This window comes from Mangrovivirga cuniculi (genome assembly GCF_005166025.1).
GTDB classification, from domain to species: Bacteria; Bacteroidota; Bacteroidia; order Cytophagales; family Cyclobacteriaceae; genus Mangrovivirga; species Mangrovivirga cuniculi.
In genome coordinates this window covers 1,830,795-1,851,512 of the sequence record NZ_CP028923.1, presented here as the reverse complement: position 1 = coordinate 1,851,512, position 20,718 = coordinate 1,830,795, and the positions used below count along the sequence as shown (strand labels likewise).

Sequence of the window (20,718 nt, the reverse complement as noted above, 5' to 3'; positions counted from 1 at the left end):
TTTTCTATACAAACGGTGCAAAAATAAAAATTTTTTCACCAATTAAAGGGTATAAAAATAGGTATTATATATTATTTAGAATTATTTTAAATAACTACTAATATTTATATTTTTTGTTTATTATCTACCATTCTGGATGTTGCTTCATTTAAAATTTCTTCTACTTGCTCTTCCAAAGTCATATGAGTAGTATCAATTTCCACTGCTTCATCCACTTTTGTCAAAGGACCTACTTTTCTTGTTGTGTCGATTCTATCTCTCTTTGCCAGATTATCAATTATATCGTTTAAGTCCACTAATTGGTCTTTTTCAAGCAATTCTTGTTGTCTTCTTAAAGCTCTGACTTTCATATCGGCTGTCATAAAAACTTTTAATTCAGCATCAGGTAATACTATCGATCCAATATCACGACCATCCATTACCACTCCTTTCTTCTTTCCCAGCTTTTGTTGAAGATCAACCAAAACCTTACGCACTTCAGGAAGAGCACTGACTTCACTTACCATATTAGTAACTCTCATCGTCCGGATATCCTCTTCGACATTTAATCCGTTGAGATAAGTCTCACTTTTTTCCTTTTTACTATTAAATCGAAAATCGATTTGAATGTTTTTTAATGCCTTATCAACCTTTTTTTCATTGGTCAAATCTACATAATTATCTATAAAATAAAGAGTTACAGCTCTATACATTGCCCCACTGTCGATGTACTTGTACTGCAGACGATTAGCAATCATCTTAGCAGTACTGCTTTTTCCACATGCGGAATATCCATCGATAGCGATATTAATTTTTTTCATATCGATCAACAGTCTTTAATTGGGCATGGAATAGGCTCTCCAGGTTTTGGAGGCTTGTTTCTCTTTTGAGTAGCTTTGCAGGAACCAAATAATAATGCAGCAGCTAATAAGAAAAACATAGCTTTTCTTACCAAACTACTGAAGTTTATTAATTTAGAACTATCGTTCGTCATTACTTAAAGTTAAAAAAAAAGATCAACATGATATTATCGGGCAATATTATCAATATCCGACAACAAACCATCGGATTTGGTGAAATTAAAATTCACAATGACAAAATTATAGATATAAATGTCTCCGCACCAGAGAAAAAGGATAAACCTTATTACATGCCCGGATTTATCGATTCACATGTGCATATTGAAAGTAGTATGCTTGTTCCCGGACGATTTGCAGAGATTGCAGTTAAACATGGAACAATAGCTACTGTATCAGATCCTCATGAAATTGCCAATGTTATGGGAGAAGAAGGAATACGGTACATGATCGATAATAGTAAAAGTGTCCCATTTAAATTTTTTTTTGGTCTCCCCAGCTGTGTGCCGGCAACCCCTTTTGAAACTGCGGGTGCAATAATTGATTCCTCACTTACTGAAAAACTGATCCAGGATCCTGATCTTCATTACCTGGCTGAGATGATGAACTGGCCTGGGGTCTTAAACCGCGATAAGGATGTTATGGCTAAGATTAGATCAGCTCAAAAAGCCGGAAAACCTGTAGATGGGCACGCCCCGGGATTAAAAGGCAATGATGCCAAGAAATATATTTCGGCTGGTATAAGCACTGACCATGAATGTTTCACATTGGAAGAAGCCAGGGATAAAGCCTCCGAAGGAATGAAAATACTAATACGGGAAGGTTCTGCAGCTAAAAATTTTGATGCTTTAATTCCTATTATTAATGAATACCCTGAATTAATTATGTTCTGTTCTGACGATAAGCATCCTGATGACCTTATGGAAGGACATATAAATCAACTTGTTATTAAAGCTATTTCTTTGGGTTACGACTTTTTCAATGTTCTTCAGGCAGCTTGCCTAAACCCGATTGATCATTATAATTTAAATGTTGGTAAGCTTGAAAAAGGTGATAATGCAGATTTCATAAAAATCAAAGACCTTGATTCAATGGAAGTACTTGAAACCTGGATCAATGGTGAAATTGTGCAGAATGAGCAGAAAGTAAAATTTAAAGCCCCAAAATCACTTATCATTAATAATTTTTATTCTTATTCAGTATCTGAAAGTGACCTGAAAATAAAAAAGTCTGATAAGGAGATTCCCGTAATTAAAGCTATTGATGGCTCATTGATTACAGAAAAATCATTTTTTCATTCGGAAATTAGCGAGTTCACTGAAAAACAGTTAGTTAATAAGGATCTCTGCAAATTGGTCGTAGTGAATCGGTACAAGGAAGAAATACCTGCTGTTTGTTATATTGAAGGCACTGGGTTAAAAGAAGGCGCTTTTGGAGGAACTGTCGCTCACGATTCACACAATATAATTGTAGCGGGCACTAATGATAAAGACATTATAAAAGTTATTAATCAATTAATGGAAACAAAAGGAGGCCTGGCAGCTTCCGGGAATAATGAAATAAAAAGCCTCCCCCTACCTATTGCAGGCTTGATGACTGATGAAAATGGTTCTGACACAGGTATAAAGTATCAAAATATTGATAAATTCGTTAAAGATATGGGCAGCACATTAAATGCTCCGTTCATGACTATAAGTTTTATGGCTTTACTGGTGATTCCTAAAATCAAACTAAGTGATAAGGGATTATTTGACGCTGAAAATTTCACTTTTTATAACCAATAACTAATTAACATGGCAGAATCGAGTAGAACAGAATTCTTTTCTTCTATAGGAAAAAAAATTGATCACTGGATCGAAGAAAACAAAGATGTAATCGATAAGATCAATACCGAAATAGATGAGAAAAAAGTTGAATTAAAAGAAACGAGTGAGCTTCTTGAAAAGCATTTCAGAGATTTCGCAAAAGAAAACGAAGACAATTTCAGCAAATGGAAAAAAGAAGGTAAAGACCTTTCATTAACCATTAAAGAAAAATTTGAAAGTTTTTTGAGAAGAAATAAAAATGAAGAAGACTCCTGATTAAAGGAGTCTTCTATTATTTAGCTTCGACAGTATTCTTAAGATTATTTAGCCCTTCTTCATAACTCGGGCCAAGCATAGTCTCCATCATTAATCCAAATAATTTAGAGAATCCGGTCATTTCAGCTTCGAAATTCCAGCTTACCTCTGTTTCCGCAGGATTAATTGGTGACAATGCAAGTGTTGCATAGGCCGGAACATCATCCTGCCCAAAATACATTTCCATGGTAACTGATTCATTGGGCTTAATTTCAATAATTTCCATTTGACCATTACCTACATCCCTTTCCTTGGACTCCCATTTCATTATCGATCCTATACCATGCCCAGATCCAATAAATGAATATTTCGCATTCGGATCTAATTTATACCAGGGAGACCATTCATTAAACTTTTTTAAATCACTTATATGAGGATAAATCTCTTCTGGACTAGCCTTTACTGAAACTATTCGCTCTAATTTCACATTGGATGGAGCAAAAACTATTGTTAATGCTAAGGCCAATAAAATAGCCAGAAAAACAAACCCTGAAATTTTTAAAGCTTTCATGTTTATATGACTCTATCTGTAATTCGTTTTTTAAAAAACCTCTCAGCACCAGCAACCTGCTCAATAAATCAATTCTGTAAAAAAATGGCCACCCTATTAGGTGACCAAGATCGTATATTTGCCTTATTTTTAATGAATAATTCAAATTAAAATAAAAAAATTACAATTACAATATTTTTTATAAATAAAATAAAGGATTTCAATTCACTATTTTTGCATCAAACATTTAGATAAATAACTATGAGTTTGATCAGTGCTGATAATCTTGAGAAATATTACGGTGAGAGGAAATTATTTTCATCTGTAAGCTTTGAGATCAACCCCGGAGAAAAGATCGCGCTCGTTGGAGCCAATGGAACCGGTAAGTCAACACTGATGAAAATATTAAATGGCCAGGAAAGCAAAGATAAAGGAGAAATAAGGCAAAAAAACAACCTTTCAATAAGCTATCTGCCCCAGCAACCCGAGGTACCTCAACACCTTACAGCATTTGATTATGTTAAGGACAACAAATCTCCAGGAGCCATAGCTTACAATAAGTATAATGAAGCACTAGAATCCGGTAACAATGAATTGATCGAAAAATCTATGGCTGAAGTAGACAGACTTCAGGCATGGAATTACGATAATGAAGTTAAAGAAGTAATGACCTATCTGGGTATTACTGATTTTGATAAAAAGATGGGGAAACTTTCAGGTGGATTAAAAAGAAGGGCAGCTCTTTCGAGAGTGATTCTCGAAAAACCGGAGCTTTTAATTCTGGATGAGCCTACTAACCACCTGGATATCGAAGCAATAATTTGGTTAGAGAGCTATTTGCAAGCTACTAACTCGGCATTGTTTCTAGTTACCCACGACAGATATTTTCTCGATGCAGTTTGTAACACTATTCTGGATCTTGATCACGGTGGAATTAGAAAGTTTGACGGCCCATACGATAACTTTATTAAGAAGAAGGAAGAATTACTCATCCAGGCTACCACAGAAGCCGAAAAAGCAGCAAATCTTTTAAAGAAAGAAATAGAATGGTCCAGAAGACAGCCTAAGGCCAGAACAACAAAGGCTAAATACAGAATGGATGCTATTGAAGGCCTGAAATCCAAGGCAAAGCAACCTAAGATAAGAGAACAGGTCAAAATGGATTTCGATAGCTCTCAAAAAGGGAAAAAAATACTGGAAATTTATGGTGTTTCGAAGTCGTTTCCCGATAAGCAATTGTTTAAAGATTTTACCTATACGTTTAAGAAAAAAGACAGGATAGGGCTAGTTGGACCAAATGGATCAGGAAAATCAACTTTCCTTAAAGTAATAACTGGCGAAATCAAACCAGATTCAGGAGAGATCATTAAAGGCCAGAACACCAATTTCGGTTATTTTAAACAGGAGGACCCTACCTACAATCAGGATGAAAAGGTAATTGACAGAATAACTGATATAGCTGAAGTAATCAAAATAAATGAAAAGCAAACCCTTAGTGCAAGCCAGGTTCTTCAGTTATTTCAATTTTCGCCGAAAAGACAGCATGAATATGTATATAAACTAAGTGGTGGTGAAAAGAAAAGACTACAGCTTCTTGAGGTACTAGTTAAAAGGCCAAACTTTTTGATTCTTGATGAGCCAACTAATGACCTGGACCTACAAACTCTCGATGCTCTCGAAATATTTTTAAGCCAATATGATGGATGTTTATTGATTGTATCTCACGACAGGTATCTGTTAGACACTTTAGCAGATCATCTATTTATAATCGATCATGGTGACATTAAATACTTCCCCGGCACTTATGATGAATTTAGAACTGTAAAAGCTGAAGAAGAGAAAATTGCAGAAAAACCCATAAAAGAAAAGAAAGAAGAGAAGAGTCAACCAAAAAAGAGTAACTCTAAAAAGCTTTCATTTAAAGAGAAACAAGAATTAAAAGATCTGGAAGAGGAAATTGATAAGCTGGAAAGCGAGAAAAAACAGGCTATTGAGGAAATGAATTCCGGTTCATTAGATCATAGTGAACTCTCCAAAACCGGTTCATTAATTGAAAAAATCGATGCAAGACTGGAAGAAATCACACTAAGATGGATGGAATTAGATGAAATGAATAATAATTAATTTATTCCTCTGAATTATCCTCTACAACTGCTTCAATTACACATTTAATGAGTTTATCTACAATCTTCTGACCATCCTTCGCAAACTCACCTTTAATACGATTTGCGAGGATCGCATTTGTAGAAATTGCCTTGTGGCCTAAAAGTCTGGACATGGCGTAATAACCTGATGTCTCCATCTCAAAATTGGTCAGCCAGAAATTATCCTTGTGAAAGTAAACCAGCTTATCCATAAACCCATCGAAGGCAAGCTGTGTTCTTAATGCCCTGCCCTGCGCAGCATAAAACCCAGGAGATGTTATTGTATTTCCTTTAATAAACACATCTTTATCAAACATTTTCAATAAAGTTTCATCAGCTTTAACACAATAAGGAGTGATTGGAAGAGGAATTTCTCCTTTTAACTGATCACAAATTTCTTTTTCGAAATCAGTCTGAGGCAGATTATAGAAAACCATCAGATTATCGAGCCCGACACCATACTCTGATATTAAAAAGCTTCCAATTGGAATGTCTTCCTGTAAGGCTCCACTAGTGCCAATTCTTATAACATTTAAAGATCTGGTTTCTTTTTTTACCTCTCTTTTTTTAAGGTCGATATTTACCAGGGCATCAAGTTCTGTGAGAACTATTTCAATATTTTCTGTACCCATACCAGTACTCATCACTGTAATCCGTTTATTGCCTATTCTACCTGTATGAGTAATAAATTCCCTCTTATTCATTTCAAATTCGATATCATCGAAATATTTACTCACCATATGCACGCGACTAGGATCACCAACAGTAAGTATAGTATCTGCAATATTTTCAGGCCTCAAATTAAGGTGATAGACACTTTTATCTTTATTTAGAATAAGTTCGGATTCCTTGAGTGACATTTTAAAGCTGGTATATTATAAAATGGAATTAAAATTTCCGATACGTAAATTATACTGGTTTTGCAGGATTTCCAAATACTGTCTCTCCTGACTCGACATTTCCTATCACAATAGAGCCCGCTCCGATTCTTGCACCCTTTGCTATTTTGACACCCGGCACAAGTACTGCTCCAGTACCTATAAACACCTCATCTTCAATCTCTGCTCCTGTCCCTACAATTGCTCCGGCACCCAACTGAACATAATCTCCTATTTTCACTTCATGATCAATTACTGCATTTGTATTTAGGATACAGTGATTACCTAATTTGGCTGATGAGCCTAAAATAACCTTTGCATTGAGGAAATTTCCATGTCCCATTTCAGCATGATCAGAGATAGAAGTATCCGGGTGGATTAAATTAACAGGCATTACCTTTCTTCGGTCATTGAGTAGCTTAACATGCCTTTTTCTTAAGGTTGTTTCCTCTTCTGCAATAAATGCTTCGCACTTCTTGCCAATGAATTTAAGAAAACCATCATCATCTGTTGAGCCCAGAACACTAACATCATTAATTTCAGTACCGTGCAGCTCTTCATGATCATCTAAAAAGCAATAAACTTCTATATTATTCTTGTTCAGAATTTCTAATGCTGCTTTACCCAGCGCTCCTGCTCCAAAAATTATTACCGGTTTTTCCATCACTTTATTTCTTTTTTGCAAAGCTATTAAAGTCAGATCTTTTTGCTCGTAATTGTATGAAATACTTAATAGAAAAATAAAAAAATCCACCCCAAATAACTGGTGTATAATAAACACTGTACCGCATCAATGTACCAAAATTTATTGTAGTCAAAGCGGTTAAAACAGAACTTACAACTAAATAAATAATTAAAGATCCTATCAAATATTTATTAGTCTTTTCTATTATTACAAAAAATCCACATAAAAATGAAACTCCAATCAAAATCATTTTTTGTATCGAAGCCAGTAAAACGAGGTAATTAGATGCTGAAAGATCCAGAGGGCCAAATAAACCGTAGAACAATGCAATAAGAATATTTTTTACATGCAATGAAGAAGAACTGGTATCAAATGGTATACAGTTTTCACCATTGCAGGCATTTGCATAATAATAAGACTGATTTTCTTTTATTATTTCACTCCATCTTGAAATTCCAAAATTAGGATCTACCAAAGGTAAAATAAATAATCCCAAAACGATGAAAAATAGAATGGCAACTACTACAATTTTGGAAGCCTTTTGCCTTAGCATTATTTGTGCAAACAATATCAGAAGGAGTATAAGAATAGAATTATATGGCTTAATAGAAAAGCATACTATCGCTGAAAATAAAATTATCAGGGCTGCAAAATATTTCTCGTAAAAAAATATACCTATAAAGAACAAAAGAGCAAAAACCAGATAAATACTTTCCTTTAGAATTCCTGATGTCCAAAATGTAATGCCCGGAATTATAAATAAGGATATTAGTATTAATTTCAGATATTCAGGCACTTTCTTATCAGTCCAGATGGCAGTCATAAGTAAAGCTTGTAAAAGAGCAATAAATACTATTGTAATCCAGACTGATCTAAATGAAACTATGTAAATCGGAAGAATTATTTTTTCAAAGTTCAGACTTCGCTTATTATTACCATAAATAAGATTATCGCCTCCTTCATATTGATTGCCAAAATATAAATCCGCTATAGCTCCAGGCGATTCAATAAAATAATCAGCCAACACCTCCAGATCGTGAATGTAACTTCCTTGATCTCCGGTAGTAACTTCAGAATAATAGTAAGTTACTGATATCGCAAAAAGTAATTTTACACAAAACAGAAAAATGAAAAAATTACGGGGTCTGAACTCCGGAAGCATGATTGTTTTTTAACAAATTTATTCCTACAGGACAAGATAAGCATTTTTTTCTTTCACAAAACATCTTATTTAGTCCGATTACACTCTGAGAATCGTAGGCATTAATTAAATCAAACCCCAGGTCTGAAAACCTCTTAGTAATTCTGTTCTTTTCTGGTTTGATTGACTCCAGGATCAATAAAGCTTTTTCTTTTAATTCAATATCTCCTATGTACTCTGCATAAGTATAAATCAAGGGAACGATCGTATTTATAACAAGAAGATCAATTGAAGCTTTACCGGGAGTTTTGGATTTTGATTTAGATTCAGTTCCGAATTTATAATGATTTTTCCAGTATTCTGAAGGTTCTTTTTTTAAAATTTTTTGAATAGATAAATAAGAATCAAAGTTTAAAAAAGCATCAAAAAGATTCTTATTTTCCGAAATTATTGCACAGTATTGAGCAATTCTTACTGCCGGAAAATTTGATGGTCTTAATCTCATATATTTCCAGTATGAAGGATCAACTTTTTGGTTGAGATTATATTTATGTCGGAGAAAATCGAATTCAGATTTGAGTAAAGCAGAATAATCATCGCAGGGTTCACCATCTAGCATTCCTGCCAGGCCATACAAATATGCTTCAATCACTACAGGACGATGATAGTTTTTCCTGATAATTGTTTCATCTAACAGATAGGCCATTTGATCAAACCCATCCTGATTAATTTTAAAACCAAAAGACCTTAGCAGCTGCTTATAGGCAACTTTCTCCCAGTTATTATTTTCATCGCTAAGCTCATTTAATATTCGTAATTTCTTTTCGTCCATCCTTTGAATCATTGCCATATCCAAAGCCTGTCTGATCCTGACTGTATCACAATTATTAACTGGATCGAAGACACCACATGGAATGGAACCGGGAGGTTGTAAAAATTGCTTGTACTTACGCACCAACAATGGGCTAACCCGGTCTTTTAATTCCAAAACGGGTATTATTTCTCCTGCAGCATTAAATACATCTACATCGTTTTCCCAAACAACGTGAAGGATGACATTATCATAAGCCGGATCTTCGTGATGTTTATGATTATACCAATCTGATGATTTGATATGAATCTCGATATTACCAAACCATTTGAGATCATCTATTTCGACAAGACCCCTGTTAAAATCGGGACCGTCATTATTATTAAAAGTGCCTGATTTAATAATGGCTAATGGTTGATTTCTATGAGTGGTTAATTCATCTTTATCAAAAGATTGATATTTCCACAGATAGTGGAGAAAGTCTTCTTGCATGGTTGATAGTTGGTTGATTGAAAGATACCATGAAGAAAATAAAAAGGATCAAATAAAAAAAGGCAGCTTATAAAAAAGCTGCCATTTCATTTTGTATTTTTTTTGCTTCAGCTTTTGCAGCCTCTGCAAATGATTCGGAGGAATCGGCATAAATGACACCCCTGGTAGAATTAACCAATAACCCGACGTCATCATTCATTCCATATTTAATAACATCTTTCAAACTTCCACCCTGTGCTCCTACTCCCGGTATCAAAAGAAAGTTATCTGGAATAATTTTGCGTATATCAGTCAGGGCTTCTGCACGGGTCGCTCCTACCACATACATCATATTATCTTCATTGCCCCAGGCAGAAGACCTTTCGATTACCTTATGATAGACCTTTTCACCTGATTTTAATTCAAGTTGCTGGAAGTCATCAGCTCCAGGGTTACTTGTGAGTCCCAAAAGAATAACCCAGCGGCCTTCAAACTCCAGGAAAGGAGTTACAGAATCTTTTCCCATATAAGGGGCAACTGTTATACTATCAAAATCCATTTCTTCGAAAAATGCACGAGCGTACAATCCTGAAGTATTGCCTATATCCCCTCTCTTCGCATCAGCTATTGTAAAATGATCTTTGGGAATGTAATCGATAGTTTTTTTTAAGCTCACCCATCCTTTAGGACCATGAGCTTCATAAAAAGCAATGTTGGGCTTATACGCAACACAATAATCTTTGGTAGCATCAATAATTTGCTTATTGAATTCAAAAATGGGGTCCTCTGTTTTAAGCAGATGTTCAGGGATTTTTCTTATATCAGTGTCAAGACCAACGCAAAGAAAAGATTTTTTTCTTCTTATTTCTGTTATTAATTTCTTTCTGTCCATATCGCAAATAAAAAAAGCCGTAGAAAACGGCTTTTAAATATTATCTCAGGTCGATTATCTCTACTCCCGGGTATTTCGATTTGTTAAACGTAAAATCTGAAGATGCTGCAGACGTATTTGGCTTAAAGCTTTTAATGTCATACACATATTTATTGCCACTATCTTCAGTAATAGTATAACTTTTCAGATCGTTAGTTCCATCTTCGATAGTTAATCTCACCCAGTATGGCTTATCTCTTCTATCATTTGGAATAAGGTCGATCAGGTGATATTTTTTTCCGTTGATAGTTGTAGAATTATAATATATAACCTTAAAGTCTTTCTTATAAACAGTGTAAATTGAAGATGGCGTCATATCCATTTCTCCTTCATTAGCATTGCTTATATTAACCTCATTTACCTCAGGTAAATATGTCCATACAGATTCTCCATTGTTATAAATAACCTGATTTCCGAGATCCAGTTTATAATTATCTCCTTTAACAAGGATACTTCCACTAAAATCATCTCTGATATCTTCAACCTCGTTAATTAAAGAATAAGTGAAATTAGCTTTATAAGTATCGTAATTCTTGTACTTATTGCTCATAGCATTAAGTATGCGCATTGCTTGCGGATCTTTTTGTGCCTGCACCGCAAATACAGTTAAACAAAGTACTAGTGTCAATAATTTCTTCATAATGCAAAAGTATAAAAGTTTTATTTACTTTTTGTTATTGAGGTCGTTCAATAATTGTTCCAAACTTGATTCATCCTGAATTAAAACTTCTCTGGCCTTACTTCCTTCAAACCCTCCAACTACTCCGGCAGCTTCAAGCTGATCAATTAATCGACCTGCTCTATTGTATCCGAGTTTCAATTTACGCTGGATGAGAGAAGTACTTCCCTGCTGATGCATAACTATTAACCTTGCAGCATCATCAAACAATACATCTCTTTCGGATAAATCAACTTCTCCAACTCCTGATTCCTCTTCACCTTCATACTCAGGCAATAAGTATGCCGAAGGATAACCACGTTGACTTCCGACATATTCACAGACTTCTTCAACCTCAGGCGTATCGATAAATGCACACTGAATTCTAAGCATATCAGAACCAGAACTTAACAGCATATCTCCCATCCCCACTAACTGCTCCGCACCACCGGTATCCAGAATCGTTCTTGAGTCTACCTTTGAAGTTACTCTAAAACTTAACCGGGCCGGGAAGTTTGCTTTTATAGTACCAGTAATCACATTTACTGAAGGTCTTTGTGTTGCAATAACAAGGTGCAAACCAACAGCTCTTGCTAACTGAGCAAGGCGGGCGATTGGAGTTTCAACTTCTTTGCCAGCAGTCATCATTAAATCTGCTAACTCATCTATTACTACTACTATATAAGGAAGGAATCTATGCCCGTTTTCAGGATTGAGCCTGCGATTAACAAATTTATTATTGTATTCTTTGAGGTTTCTACACCCGGCATCCTTTAAGAGGTCATACCTGGTGTCCATCTCCTCACAGAGAGAATTCAGAGTGTAAACAACCTTTTTGGTTTCTGTGATAATAGCATCCTCACTGTTTGGCAATTTTGCGAGAAAATGCCTCTCTATTTTATTAAAAAGTGTCAGTTCTACCTTTTTCGGGTCAACTAATACAAATTTTAATTGAGAAGGGTGTTTCTTGTATATTAATGAAGCCAGAATTACGTTCAACCCGACTGATTTACCCTGACCTGTGGCACCTGCCATTAATAGGTGTGGCATTTTGGCCAAATCAGTGATAAATACTTCATTTGATATGGTTTTACCGAGTGCAATCGGTAATTCATATCCTGATTTCATGAATTTCTCTGTAGAAAGAAGGGACTTCAATGAAACCATTTCCCTGTTTTTATTAGGGACTTCAATACCGATGGTACCTCTACCCGGGATTGGTGCAATTATTCTTATGCCCAATGCAGCAAGCGAAAGAGCAATATCATCTTCAAGATTTTTAATCTTGGATATTTTAACACCTGCTTCAGGGACAATTTCATAAAGAGTAACGGTTGGCCCGATAGTCGCTTTTATACTGGAAATTCCAATCTTGAAGTTTACTAAAGTCTCAACAATCTTATCCTTGTTTTGCTCTAGTTCTTCTTTAGTAACCTTAACTTGACCGGAATCATGGCTTTTTAGCAGGTCAAGTGGTGGATATTCGTAAGATGAAAGATCCAGTGTCGGATCATAATTTTCAAGCTGATCAACAGTTTTTTCTGACTTCTTTCCTTCCTCTATTTCCAGACTTAATCCATCATCTTCTTCCTCATCTTTTAAAAGGTCATCCTCGAGTGAAGAAGTATCAAGAGGGTCTTCAACTTCAAGTGTTAGTTTATCAGAATCCTCCGCTTTTCTGGTTTTTTCTTTCTTTTCCTTATTAGAAATTTCCCAGGAGTTTAACTCTTCCTCTTCTGTTTTTTGATGAGCCTGGAGCACTTCTTCTTCATAATCAGTCCTGTCTGATTGATCTTCTTCGTCAGAATCACCTTTTTCTTCTACGGAGTTTTTCATTTCTGACCACTCATCCTGAAGGTGATCTTCTACATCTCTGATCCCTTTTTCTACACTTGTGGTTAGCCCTCCAATTGAAGTCACATTAAAAAAGTATATAATAAATGCTATCAAGCTAAAGAATAGCAATAATAGTGTGCCCCAACCTATCAGATTATTAAAAACATTTGCCAGTTCATAACCGATACCTCCACATAAAAATCCGAGCGCACTTTCATCCTGTGATTTAACAACTACATAACCTAACAAGGTACTCAGCCAGAAACTAGTAAAAATCACAAATACAGTAGAACTTTTAACCGGTAAAAGAGTCCTTTTAAATACTATGGAATAACCCCAATTAAACATTAAAGGAGGAATAAGGAAAGCTCCTATTCCCAACCATTTGAAGATGAAATAATAAGAAACTACTGCTCCAAATAATTTCATCCAGTTTTCTGCTTCTCTACCTTCTGTAATCAATGATGCATCACCAAGTGATTCCACGATACTTTGATCTGCTTTTCCTGTAAACAAATAGGATATAAAAGCAATAAGGAGAAACAAAGAAGTGATTAAAAAGAAAAACCCGAAAATAAGGTGAAGTCTACGGTCAGACAGAAAAGAAAACTTGAAATTCAGCTTTTTCTTTTTCTTACTACCTTTTGATTTTTTCTTTTTGAAATTATTTGATTTATAGGTGTTAGCCGCCATGTTAAAAAATCAACTCCCTCGTTATATAAATATACAATTAATTATAACGCCAAAAATAATATTTAAGTATTTATTCAAATTTTGACTCATTAGCGAAATTAAAGATTTTCGCGGATAATCTGCTTGTTTATCTTTTTAATTATTGAAGGTCCTTCGTATACGAAACCAGTATACACCTGCACTAATGATGCTCCTGCTTTTAATTTTTCAATTGCATCCTGACCATTAAATATTCCACCAACTGCAATTATTGGGACTTTATTATCAAGTTTATTATTCAAATATGTTATTACCTCCGTCGACCTGTCCTTTAAAGGCCTGCCACTCAACCCTCCAGCCCCAATAGCATCTACTTTAGAATCTGCAGTCTTTAAATTCATCCTGGATATGGTGGTATTTGTAGCAATAATCCCATCCAATTTTACAGTTTTCACAATATCGACAATATCATCTAGTTGATGATCGCTTAAGTCAGGAGCTATCTTTAATAATAGAGGCTTGGCATTTTCCATGTGGTAATTCACATGTTGAACTTCGGATAGTAATTCTAACAAAGGCTCTTTTTCCTGTAATTCTCTTAAATTTGGCGTATTTGGTGAACTTACATTTACTACAAAATAGTCTACATACGGGAATAATGCTTTAAACGAAGCGATATAATCATCTACGGCTTCTTTATTAGGGGTTACTTTATTTTTGCCAATATTCCCACCAACGATTACATTTGAGTTTTTCTTCTTAAGTCTTTCTACAGCTGTAGATACCCCCTCATTATTAAAGCCCATTCTGTTAATAATTGCTTTATCCTTAGGTAATCTAAATAAGCGAGGCTTTTCATTACCAGGCTGTCCTACTGGTGTAAGAGTCCCTATTTCTATAAAACCAAATCCAAAATTACCAAGTTCATCGACAAGTCTGGCATCTTTATCAAAGCCAGCTGCCAGACCGACAGGATTCGGGAATTTTATACCAAAAACCTCTCTTTCCAGCCGTTCATCTTTTTTATGATATAAGGAATGTAATAGAAAGGGAACACCAGGAATTTTATAGAAAAATTTCAGTGCCGAAAAAGCAAAGTGATGTATAGATTCAGGATCGAATAAAAAAAATAAGGGGCGAATTAATAATTTGTATATCACAGTTTTTTTGGCAAAAATAATAGTTGTAATCTACAAAAAAAAGAAGCTGTCCAAAATTGAACAGCCCCATTAAACCTAAACCTAAACCTAAAATCTTAAATATTTTTAATCGTAATTCTCTAATCTTTATCTCAAATCTATATCTATTAACGGAACTTCAGTATTTTTCGTTCCGTTTTTAACGAATTTTAATCTTTTGTTTCGTTCAACAATGCAAAATTGAACATTAACAAAAGATTTCACTCCATAACTTGTATTAATAAATTATTAAGAAATCTTAAGAAAAACAAAAATTAACATTCTATTTTTCTCAAGCACAAAGAGTTAACAAAAAATTGACTAATAGTAAAAATACAGCTAACAGTAAATATTCATTTTTGTTATTATGAAAAGCTGTAATCAATACAAGTCATTAAAAGTTCTTGGTAGCTTTAATTTAGGTTTTGCAATCGCTATAATTTTTTCAAACTTCTTTAACGGAACTCTGTCAATTTCCCATTTAGAATTGACGGGTTATTCTTTCTTTTTCATCTTAGGTTTGTTAATATTTATTCCTTTCTCTTTTAAATTCGTGGCTGGCGCACCGTCTAAAGAAATTAAATCTGTTTTTATTTATAGCTTAATTATATTTCTATTTACGGGCATTTTTCTAAATTTAGCTACTCCACCTTTAAGATATTTATTTTTGGTATTGGGAGGAATTGGCACAAGCTTACTCCTTGCCTGTTATTATCGACTTTGTGAAGGGAAAACATATAGTAGTTGGTTATACTCAGCTTTAATATTTGGTATAATTTGCGGGGAATTCCAACTAACTCTTTTTAATAAGTTGATTTCAATTGATTTACCATTAACGACAATTGTCTCAATTCCCACCTTTATTTTTGGAGCTTATTCACTTTTATTCTTAAAACCAAAAGTTGAAAAAAAAGGCATTCACAGAGGTATGCATCTTCAGAGTCTGAGAAACTATCGAGACAGTCTGATTTTCTTTGGCTTAATAGTGGGCACTTGTTCATTCCTTTTAGCAAAAAAACTAATAGAAGAAGCATCCATTCATTTTGAACAAAATTCAATTGCTTTAATTAGTACTTGCCTACTCTTAGTACTGACAGAGAATAAAAAAAATAAAGCAAAACAAATAAGCACCAGGCTATCTATCACCTACATTGCTGGATGTACTGCCTTTATTACAGGATTTATCAGTGAATTTTATATGATCGATAGCCTCATTAATTTTCTGTATAACCTTTCTTTACAAACTGTATTAATATTTATTCTGATTGGATTGTTTGATCCGATAAACACCTATTTGAAATCTAATAAAACATCACTACTATCTATTTATAAGACACTATATATTGGGATTATATTCTTTTCATTATTAATACTAATAGATTTCACAGGCCTTATCTCTTCAAATTACCTGGAGATTCAAAGCATCATTATTACGGGAATTCTTTCCATATACGGCATACTTTATACCCCTATCAGAAATTCAGCTAACAAATTAAGAAACAATACTCACAAAATGATCGAGTCAAATTTATAAACCAGCCCTATAATGATTGATATTCCTGTAAATACAGCAGAAAGATTAATGAGGCTCTACCGTTCAAAAGGAAGCAAATTACAGCTTCAAAACTCTATTTCAGAGATGGATTATAGCTATCAATTAGCAATTCTGGCAGTAGAAGATGGCCAGGATGATGAAGTAGTTCTTGCTGCTTTCTATAATAATTTTGCAAAATTAATCACAGAAAAAAGTGAAGATCCTGGTTATGAAAAAACTATTCAGGCCCTGAAAAATCTCGGATTTAGTCCGAAAATATTAAAAATAATTAAAGACGTTTCCCGGGATGAAAGCCAAAGTTTAGTAAAAGCTAAATTTGAAAAGTGGAAAACCCTTTCCCTCGAGAAGCTAAATGTACAAACAGACCTGTCTTTCATTAAACAACTTACGGTAAAGTACTTAAGAGCAAGCTAAAGCTACTTATCGCGGCCGGGTAAAAAATCATTGATAACTTGTTGCAGATAGTCCCTGTCAATATGTGTGTAGATTTCAGTGGTTGTAATAGATCTGTGTCCGAGCATTTCCTGTACAGCCCGAAGATCGGCACCTCCTTCAATCAAATGAGTTGCAAAAGAATGTCTGAAGGTATGAGGACTAACAACTTTTTTAATTCCTACATTCTTCGCCAGTTCTCTTACCTTAGTAAAAGCTGATATTCTGGATAGTTTCCCTCCCCTTTGATTAAGAAATAAAGCATCTGCTGCTTCTATTTTAACTTTATTTTTATCTATTAATTCGTTCCTCCATTCTTCAATATAAATCTTAATATGTTTTTTAGCTGAAGACCCAAGAGGAACTAATCTTTCCTTATTTCCTTTACCAATAATTCGCAGAAACCCAGGTTCCATAAAAATATCACTCAGTTTTAAGCCCACTGCTTCACTTACCCTCAAGCCACTCCCATATAGTAGTTCTATCAAAGCTCTTGATCTTGCTCCATCAAAAGTATTTAATGGAATAGAGTTGAGAATTTCATCTATCTCATGGACTTCCAGGACATCGGGAAGCTTTCTGGGAATTCGTGGTACTTCTAATAACTGAGAGGGATCAATTTCCAGTATTTTTTCAACTATCAGGAAATTAAAAAAGGATTTTATTCCGGATATCATTCTGGCTTGAGAATAAGGAGAATAACCCAGGCTTGCCAGTTCATTAGTAAACTCCTCCAGATCCTTTAGTTTAATATCACCAACTTTTAAGGATCTATCCTGGGAAAAAACAGATAAATTGCGAACATCCCTATGATAAGCCTGAATAGTATTTTCTGCTACTCCCCTTTCAAGTTTAAGGTATGTACAAAACGATTTAATTAGCTGACCCCAATTCATGTAATTCAAAAATGAACCAAATAATTCGAATTATACAATGTATATGTTAGTTTGCGAAAAAATACCGGTATGAATATTATAATTATTAACGGCCCAAACCTTAATTTATTAGGAAAAAGAGAGCCAGAAATATATGGTAATGAAGGGTTTGAATCATATTATAAAAAATTACAGGAAAAATATCCGGACGAAAAACTTGAATATTATCAATCGAATATTGAGGGAGAAATAATAAATAAGATCCACCAAGTTGGATTCGATGCCGATACTGCTATCATTCTAAATGCCGGAGGATATACTCATACCAGTGTTGCCATATCTGATGCCATAGCCGGTGTAAATGTTCCGGTGATGGAAGTTCACATTAGTAATATTTATAAAAGAGAAAGCTTCAGACACAAAAGCATTATCAGTAAAGAATGTATAGGAATGATCTCAGGTCTTGGACTCGAAGGTTATTCGCTGGCGATACAATATTTTGTAAATCAAAAACTTATAAATCAACAGTAAAAAAAATTAATTTTTTTTCATTGCAAAGTTGGGGATTTTAAAAATCCTTTCTACTTTTGTCATCCCAAAACGATGGGAAAAACAAACTGCCCGATGGTGTAACTGGCAACACGTCTGGTTTTGGTCCAGAAGAGTCTAGGTTCGAGCCCTAGTCGGGCAACAAAAAAATCCCGGAAAAATATCTTTTTTTCGGGATTTTTTATTTATTGTAAAAAATCAGACCGCCCTAAAAACATGTCTTCAGTAAAATTCTTTTCCGGATCAGGATCCGCAGAATTATCCGAAAAAATTTCTCATTTTTACGGTAAGCCATTAGGATCTATTTCTCATCAAAAATTTAGCGACGGGGAAATATCAGCATCTTTTAACGAAAGTGTAAGAGGTTGTGATGTTTTTCTAATCCAATCTACTTCTCCTCCATCAGACAACATTATGGAGTTACTTTTAATGATTGATGCAGCAAGAAGGGCAAGCGCTAAATACGTGACAGTTGTTATGCCATATTTTGGTTATGCTCGTCAAGACAGAAAGGACAAGCCAAGAGTGGGTGTTGGAGCTAAGCTTATGGCTAACCTTTTAACAGCAGCAGGTGCAGACAGGATTATGACATGTGATTTACACGCTGGGCAAATCCAGGGATTTTTTGATATCCCTCTTGATCACCTGGATGCTTCATCAATTTTTGTGCCTTATCTAAGAAGTCTAAAGCTTGAAAACGTAGTTTTCGCTGCACCGGATGTAGGTAGTACCGGAAGAGCAAGAAGATACGCTCAACATTTTAATGCTGAGATGGTAATATGTGACAAGCACAGAAAACGAGCAAACGAAATTGCCAGTATGCAGGTAATTGGTAATGTCAAAGATGCTGACGTAATCCTGGTAGATGATATTGTCGACACTGCAGGAACAATCTGTAAAGCCGCTAGTATCTTAAAGGAAAAAGGAGCCAAATCTGTCAGAGCAGTAATTACTCACCCTGTTTTGAGTGGCAAAGCATATGAAAACATTGAAAACAGTGTTCTGGAAGAAATGGTAGTAACAGACACTATACCGTTAAAAAAGGAAAGTGAAAAGATAAAAGTGCTCACTGTATCAGATCTTTTTGCAAAGGCGATAAGAAAAATTCACGATCATGAGTCAATTAGTTCACTTTTTATTTAACTTTGCGCACATTTTAAAATTTAACAAATAAAAATTATGAAAACAGTTGAGATTATAGGGTATAAAAGAGCAAATCTCGGCAAAAAAGAAGCAAGAGACCTTAGAGTAGAAGGAAACGTACCTTGCGTTCTTTATGGTGGTGATGAGCAAGTTCATTTCTACGCTCCTGCTTATTTATTCAGAGAGCTGGTTTACACTGCTGAAGCCCACTTTGCCCACATTAATGTTGAAGGAAAAGAATACAGAGCTATTTTACAAGATATTCAATTCCACCCGGTAAGTGACATTATTCTACATGCTGATTTCTTTGAAATCCATGAAGGAAGACCAATTAAAATGGATATCCCTGTTCACTTTGAAGGTAAAGCTCCAGGTGTAGAAAAAGGTGGTACTCTTGTTAAGAAAAGAAGACTACTAAGAGTTAAAGCTCTTCCTAAAAATATGCCAGAGCATATCACTGTTGATATCAGTGATCTGGATTTCCATAGTTCAATAAAAGTTCAGCACATTGAAACTGAAAACTTTGAGATCATGGATGCTGACAGATTATCAGTAGCGGTAGTTGAGATCCCAAGAGCACTTAGAGGTAAATCTAAGGATGAACTTGATGAGGATATGGAAGGAGAAGAAGGTGCTGAAGATGCAGAAGGTACTGAAGGTGCAGAAGCATAAAATTTCTAATTTATTTATATTTAAAGGCTGCTTTTTTAGCAGCCTTTTTTTATATCAAAAAGTAATATGAAATATTTAATTGTCGGATTGGGAAATATCGGCCCTGAATATGAAGCTACAAGACATAATATTGGTTTCATTGTGGCTGATGAGCTTGCAAAAAAGAACAATGTCGAATTTTCTCTTGATAAGCAATCTTTTAAAACTGAATTCAAACACAAAAGCAGAACTTTCATTCTGATAAAGCCTACCACTTATATGAACCTGAGTGGTAAAGCAGTTAAATACTGGATGCAAAAGGAAAACATTTCCTATGAAAGACTGCTGGTAATCGTTGATGACCTGGCCCTCCCTTTTGGAAAATTAAGAATGCGTGGTAAAGGATCTTCTGCCGGCCATAATGGACTCAAAAATATAGAACAGCTATGTGGTGGTAGTAATTATCCACGATTAAGATTTGGTATTGGAAGTGATTTCCCGAAAGGGAGACAAGTTGACTTTGTATTAGGCGAGTTTAGTAAAGAAGAAAAAGAAGAGCTTCCATTCTTAATAAATAAAGCATGTGATATGGTTCTTAGCTTTGGAACAAAAGGAATAAACCTTACAATGAGTGAATTCAATAATTAAAAAAAGGGCCAAAA

21 protein-coding genes and 1 tRNA gene are annotated in these 20,718 nt (G+C 34.7%); 10 read left to right on the top strand and 12 right to left on the bottom strand.

Annotation, left to right across the window (positions count from 1 at the left end):
* Positions 1–104: 104 nt before the first annotated feature.
* Both cmk and DCC35_RS20650 read right to left on the bottom strand, forming a co-directional pair.
* A complete protein-coding gene (gene cmk / locus DCC35_RS08250) occupies positions 105–800 on the bottom strand; it encodes a (d)CMP kinase (protein WP_137090332.1) in 696 nt (231 codons plus the stop codon).
* A gap of 5 nt (positions 801–805) precedes the next feature.
* A complete protein-coding gene (locus DCC35_RS20650) occupies positions 806–973 on the bottom strand; it encodes a hypothetical protein (protein WP_175402764.1) in 168 nt (55 codons plus the stop codon).
* A 27-nt stretch (positions 974–1,000) separates the two neighbouring features.
* Here DCC35_RS20650 and ade point away from each other — a divergent pair, with 27 nt between their 5' ends.
* Together ade and DCC35_RS08240 are read left to right on the top strand one after the other, a co-directional pair.
* Positions 1,001–2,620 carry an adenine deaminase gene (ade, locus tag DCC35_RS08245; RefSeq protein WP_137090331.1) on the top strand — a complete coding sequence of 540 codons (1,620 nt, stop codon included), beginning with the start codon at positions 1,001–1,003 and terminating at the stop codon, positions 2,618–2,620.
* A 9-nt stretch (positions 2,621–2,629) separates the two neighbouring features.
* Positions 2,630–2,917 (top strand): hypothetical protein, encoded by a 288-nt coding sequence (locus DCC35_RS08240; RefSeq protein WP_137090330.1) that lies wholly within the window; start codon positions 2,630–2,632, stop codon positions 2,915–2,917.
* A 16-nt stretch (positions 2,918–2,933) separates the two neighbouring features.
* Here the strand turns inward: DCC35_RS08240 and DCC35_RS08235 are convergent, their stop codons facing one another.
* Complete coding sequence (locus tag DCC35_RS08235) at positions 2,934–3,467, bottom strand: SRPBCC family protein (RefSeq protein WP_137090329.1); 534 nt, start codon at positions 3,465–3,467, stop codon at positions 2,934–2,936.
* Between the two features lie 240 nt (positions 3,468–3,707).
* Between DCC35_RS08235 and DCC35_RS08230 the strand changes: the two genes are divergently transcribed.
* On the top strand, positions 3,708–5,570 hold the full coding sequence (locus tag DCC35_RS08230) for an ABC-F family ATP-binding cassette domain-containing protein (RefSeq protein WP_137090328.1): 1,863 nt from the start codon (positions 3,708–3,710) through the stop codon (positions 5,568–5,570).
* Between the two features lies 1 nt (position 5,571).
* Here DCC35_RS08230 and DCC35_RS08225 read toward each other — a convergent pair whose 3' ends face one another.
* The 8 genes from DCC35_RS08225 to DCC35_RS08190 all read right to left on the bottom strand — a co-directional run bounded on the left by DCC35_RS08225 (position 5,572) and on the right by DCC35_RS08190 (position 14,830).
* A complete protein-coding gene (locus DCC35_RS08225) occupies positions 5,572–6,450 on the bottom strand; it encodes a nucleoside phosphorylase (RefSeq protein WP_137090327.1) in 879 nt (292 codons plus the stop codon).
* A gap of 49 nt (positions 6,451–6,499) precedes the next feature.
* Complete coding sequence (locus tag DCC35_RS08220; RefSeq protein WP_137090326.1) at positions 6,500–7,132, bottom strand: acetyltransferase; 633 nt, start codon at positions 7,130–7,132, stop codon at positions 6,500–6,502.
* 4 nt (positions 7,133–7,136) lie between these two features.
* Complete coding sequence (locus DCC35_RS08215) at positions 7,137–8,315, bottom strand: hypothetical protein (RefSeq protein ID WP_137090325.1); 1,179 nt, start codon at positions 8,313–8,315, stop codon at positions 7,137–7,139.
* Positions 8,290–9,597 carry a DUF2851 family protein gene (locus DCC35_RS08210; protein ID WP_137090324.1) on the bottom strand — a complete coding sequence of 436 codons (1,308 nt, stop codon included), beginning with the start codon at positions 9,595–9,597 and terminating at the stop codon, positions 8,290–8,292. The genes DCC35_RS08215 and DCC35_RS08210 overlap by 26 nt, the downstream gene beginning before the upstream one ends.
* Positions 9,598–9,664: 67 nt before the next feature.
* A complete protein-coding gene (gene pyrF / locus DCC35_RS08205) occupies positions 9,665–10,468 on the bottom strand; it encodes an orotidine-5'-phosphate decarboxylase (protein ID WP_137090323.1) in 804 nt (267 codons plus the stop codon).
* Positions 10,469–10,508: 40 nt separating this feature from the next.
* Positions 10,509–11,147, bottom strand: a complete 639-nt coding sequence (locus DCC35_RS08200; RefSeq protein WP_137090322.1) for a LolA family protein — start codon at positions 11,145–11,147, stop codon at positions 10,509–10,511.
* A 24-nt stretch (positions 11,148–11,171) separates the two neighbouring features.
* Positions 11,172–13,694 (bottom strand): DNA translocase FtsK, encoded by a 2,523-nt coding sequence (locus tag DCC35_RS08195; RefSeq protein WP_137090321.1) that lies wholly within the window; start codon positions 13,692–13,694, stop codon positions 11,172–11,174.
* Between the two features lie 98 nt (positions 13,695–13,792).
* Positions 13,793–14,830, bottom strand: a complete 1,038-nt coding sequence (locus tag DCC35_RS08190) for a quinone-dependent dihydroorotate dehydrogenase (protein ID WP_137092612.1) — start codon at positions 14,828–14,830, stop codon at positions 13,793–13,795.
* A 388-nt stretch (positions 14,831–15,218) separates the two neighbouring features.
* On the opposite strand from DCC35_RS08190, the gene DCC35_RS08185 reads away from it, so the two are divergent.
* A complete protein-coding gene (locus tag DCC35_RS08185) occupies positions 15,219–16,385 on the top strand; it encodes a hypothetical protein (protein WP_137090320.1) in 1,167 nt (388 codons plus the stop codon).
* A gap of 12 nt (positions 16,386–16,397) precedes the next feature.
* Entirely contained in the window at positions 16,398–16,820 is a 423-nt protein-coding gene (locus DCC35_RS08180; protein ID WP_137090319.1) for a hypothetical protein, read from the top strand.
* Between the two features lie 2 nt (positions 16,821–16,822).
* On the opposite strand, the gene xerD is transcribed toward DCC35_RS08180, so the two are convergent.
* A complete protein-coding gene (xerD, locus tag DCC35_RS08175) occupies positions 16,823–17,734 on the bottom strand; it encodes a site-specific tyrosine recombinase XerD (protein ID WP_137090318.1) in 912 nt (303 codons plus the stop codon).
* Positions 17,735–17,803: 69 nt separating this feature from the next.
* On the opposite strand from xerD, the gene aroQ reads away from it, so the two are divergent.
* The 5 genes from aroQ (at position 17,804) to pth (ending at position 20,704) form a co-directional block, all read left to right on the top strand.
* Positions 17,804–18,244 (top strand): type II 3-dehydroquinate dehydratase, encoded by a 441-nt coding sequence (aroQ, locus tag DCC35_RS08170; RefSeq protein WP_137090317.1) that lies wholly within the window; start codon positions 17,804–17,806, stop codon positions 18,242–18,244.
* A gap of 87 nt (positions 18,245–18,331) precedes the next feature.
* Positions 18,332–18,404, top strand: a tRNA-Gln gene (locus DCC35_RS08165).
* 74 nt (positions 18,405–18,478) lie between these two features.
* Complete coding sequence (locus DCC35_RS08160; protein WP_137090316.1) at positions 18,479–19,405, top strand: ribose-phosphate pyrophosphokinase; 927 nt, start codon at positions 18,479–18,481, stop codon at positions 19,403–19,405.
* Positions 19,406–19,441: 36 nt separating this feature from the next.
* A complete protein-coding gene (locus DCC35_RS08155; protein WP_137090315.1) occupies positions 19,442–20,077 on the top strand; it encodes a 50S ribosomal protein L25/general stress protein Ctc in 636 nt (211 codons plus the stop codon).
* A gap of 66 nt (positions 20,078–20,143) precedes the next feature.
* Entirely contained in the window at positions 20,144–20,704 is a 561-nt protein-coding gene (pth, locus tag DCC35_RS08150; RefSeq protein ID WP_137090314.1) for an aminoacyl-tRNA hydrolase, read from the top strand.
* Positions 20,705–20,718 lie beyond the last annotated feature (14 nt).

What these genes read in the sequence shown, in the direction of transcription:
- DCC35_RS08235 (WP_137090329.1), bottom strand. Translation starts at nt 3,467, where the DNA reads ATGAAAGCTTTAAAAATTTCAGGGTTTGTTTTTCTGGCTATTTTATTG.
- DCC35_RS08180 (WP_137090319.1), top strand. Translation starts at nt 16,398, where the DNA reads ATGATTGATATTCCTGTAAATACAGCAGAAAGATTAATGAGGCTCTAC.
- cmk (WP_137090332.1), bottom strand. Translation starts at nt 800, where the DNA reads ATGAAAAAAATTAATATCGCTATCGATGGATATTCCGCATGTGGAAAA.
- DCC35_RS08195 (WP_137090321.1), bottom strand. Translation starts at nt 13,694, where the DNA reads ATGGCGGCTAACACCTATAAATCAAATAATTTCAAAAAGAAAAAATCA.
- DCC35_RS08200 (WP_137090322.1), bottom strand. Translation starts at nt 11,147, where the DNA reads ATGAAGAAATTATTGACACTAGTACTTTGTTTAACTGTATTTGCGGTG.
- DCC35_RS08185 (WP_137090320.1), top strand. Translation starts at nt 15,219, where the DNA reads ATGAAAAGCTGTAATCAATACAAGTCATTAAAAGTTCTTGGTAGCTTT.
- DCC35_RS08155 (WP_137090315.1), top strand. Translation starts at nt 19,442, where the DNA reads ATGAAAACAGTTGAGATTATAGGGTATAAAAGAGCAAATCTCGGCAAA.
- DCC35_RS20650 (WP_175402764.1), bottom strand. Translation starts at nt 973, where the DNA reads ATGACGAACGATAGTTCTAAATTAATAAACTTCAGTAGTTTGGTAAGA.
- xerD (WP_137090318.1), bottom strand. Translation starts at nt 17,734, where the DNA reads ATGAATTGGGGTCAGCTAATTAAATCGTTTTGTACATACCTTAAACTT.
- DCC35_RS08230 (WP_137090328.1), top strand. Translation starts at nt 3,708, where the DNA reads ATGAGTTTGATCAGTGCTGATAATCTTGAGAAATATTACGGTGAGAGG.
- DCC35_RS08215 (WP_137090325.1), bottom strand. Translation starts at nt 8,315, where the DNA reads ATGCTTCCGGAGTTCAGACCCCGTAATTTTTTCATTTTTCTGTTTTGT.
- DCC35_RS08210 (WP_137090324.1), bottom strand. Translation starts at nt 9,597, where the DNA reads ATGCAAGAAGACTTTCTCCACTATCTGTGGAAATATCAATCTTTTGAT.
- pyrF (WP_137090323.1), bottom strand. Translation starts at nt 10,468, where the DNA reads ATGGACAGAAAGAAATTAATAACAGAAATAAGAAGAAAAAAATCTTTT.
- DCC35_RS08220 (WP_137090326.1), bottom strand. Translation starts at nt 7,132, where the DNA reads ATGGAAAAACCGGTAATAATTTTTGGAGCAGGAGCGCTGGGTAAAGCA.
- ade (WP_137090331.1), top strand. Translation starts at nt 1,001, where the DNA reads ATGATATTATCGGGCAATATTATCAATATCCGACAACAAACCATCGGA.
- DCC35_RS08225 (WP_137090327.1), bottom strand. Translation starts at nt 6,450, where the DNA reads ATGTCACTCAAGGAATCCGAACTTATTCTAAATAAAGATAAAAGTGTC.
- pth (WP_137090314.1), top strand. Translation starts at nt 20,144, where the DNA reads ATGAAATATTTAATTGTCGGATTGGGAAATATCGGCCCTGAATATGAA.
- DCC35_RS08160 (WP_137090316.1), top strand. Translation starts at nt 18,479, where the DNA reads ATGTCTTCAGTAAAATTCTTTTCCGGATCAGGATCCGCAGAATTATCC.
- DCC35_RS08240 (WP_137090330.1), top strand. Translation starts at nt 2,630, where the DNA reads ATGGCAGAATCGAGTAGAACAGAATTCTTTTCTTCTATAGGAAAAAAA.
- aroQ (WP_137090317.1), top strand. Translation starts at nt 17,804, where the DNA reads ATGAATATTATAATTATTAACGGCCCAAACCTTAATTTATTAGGAAAA.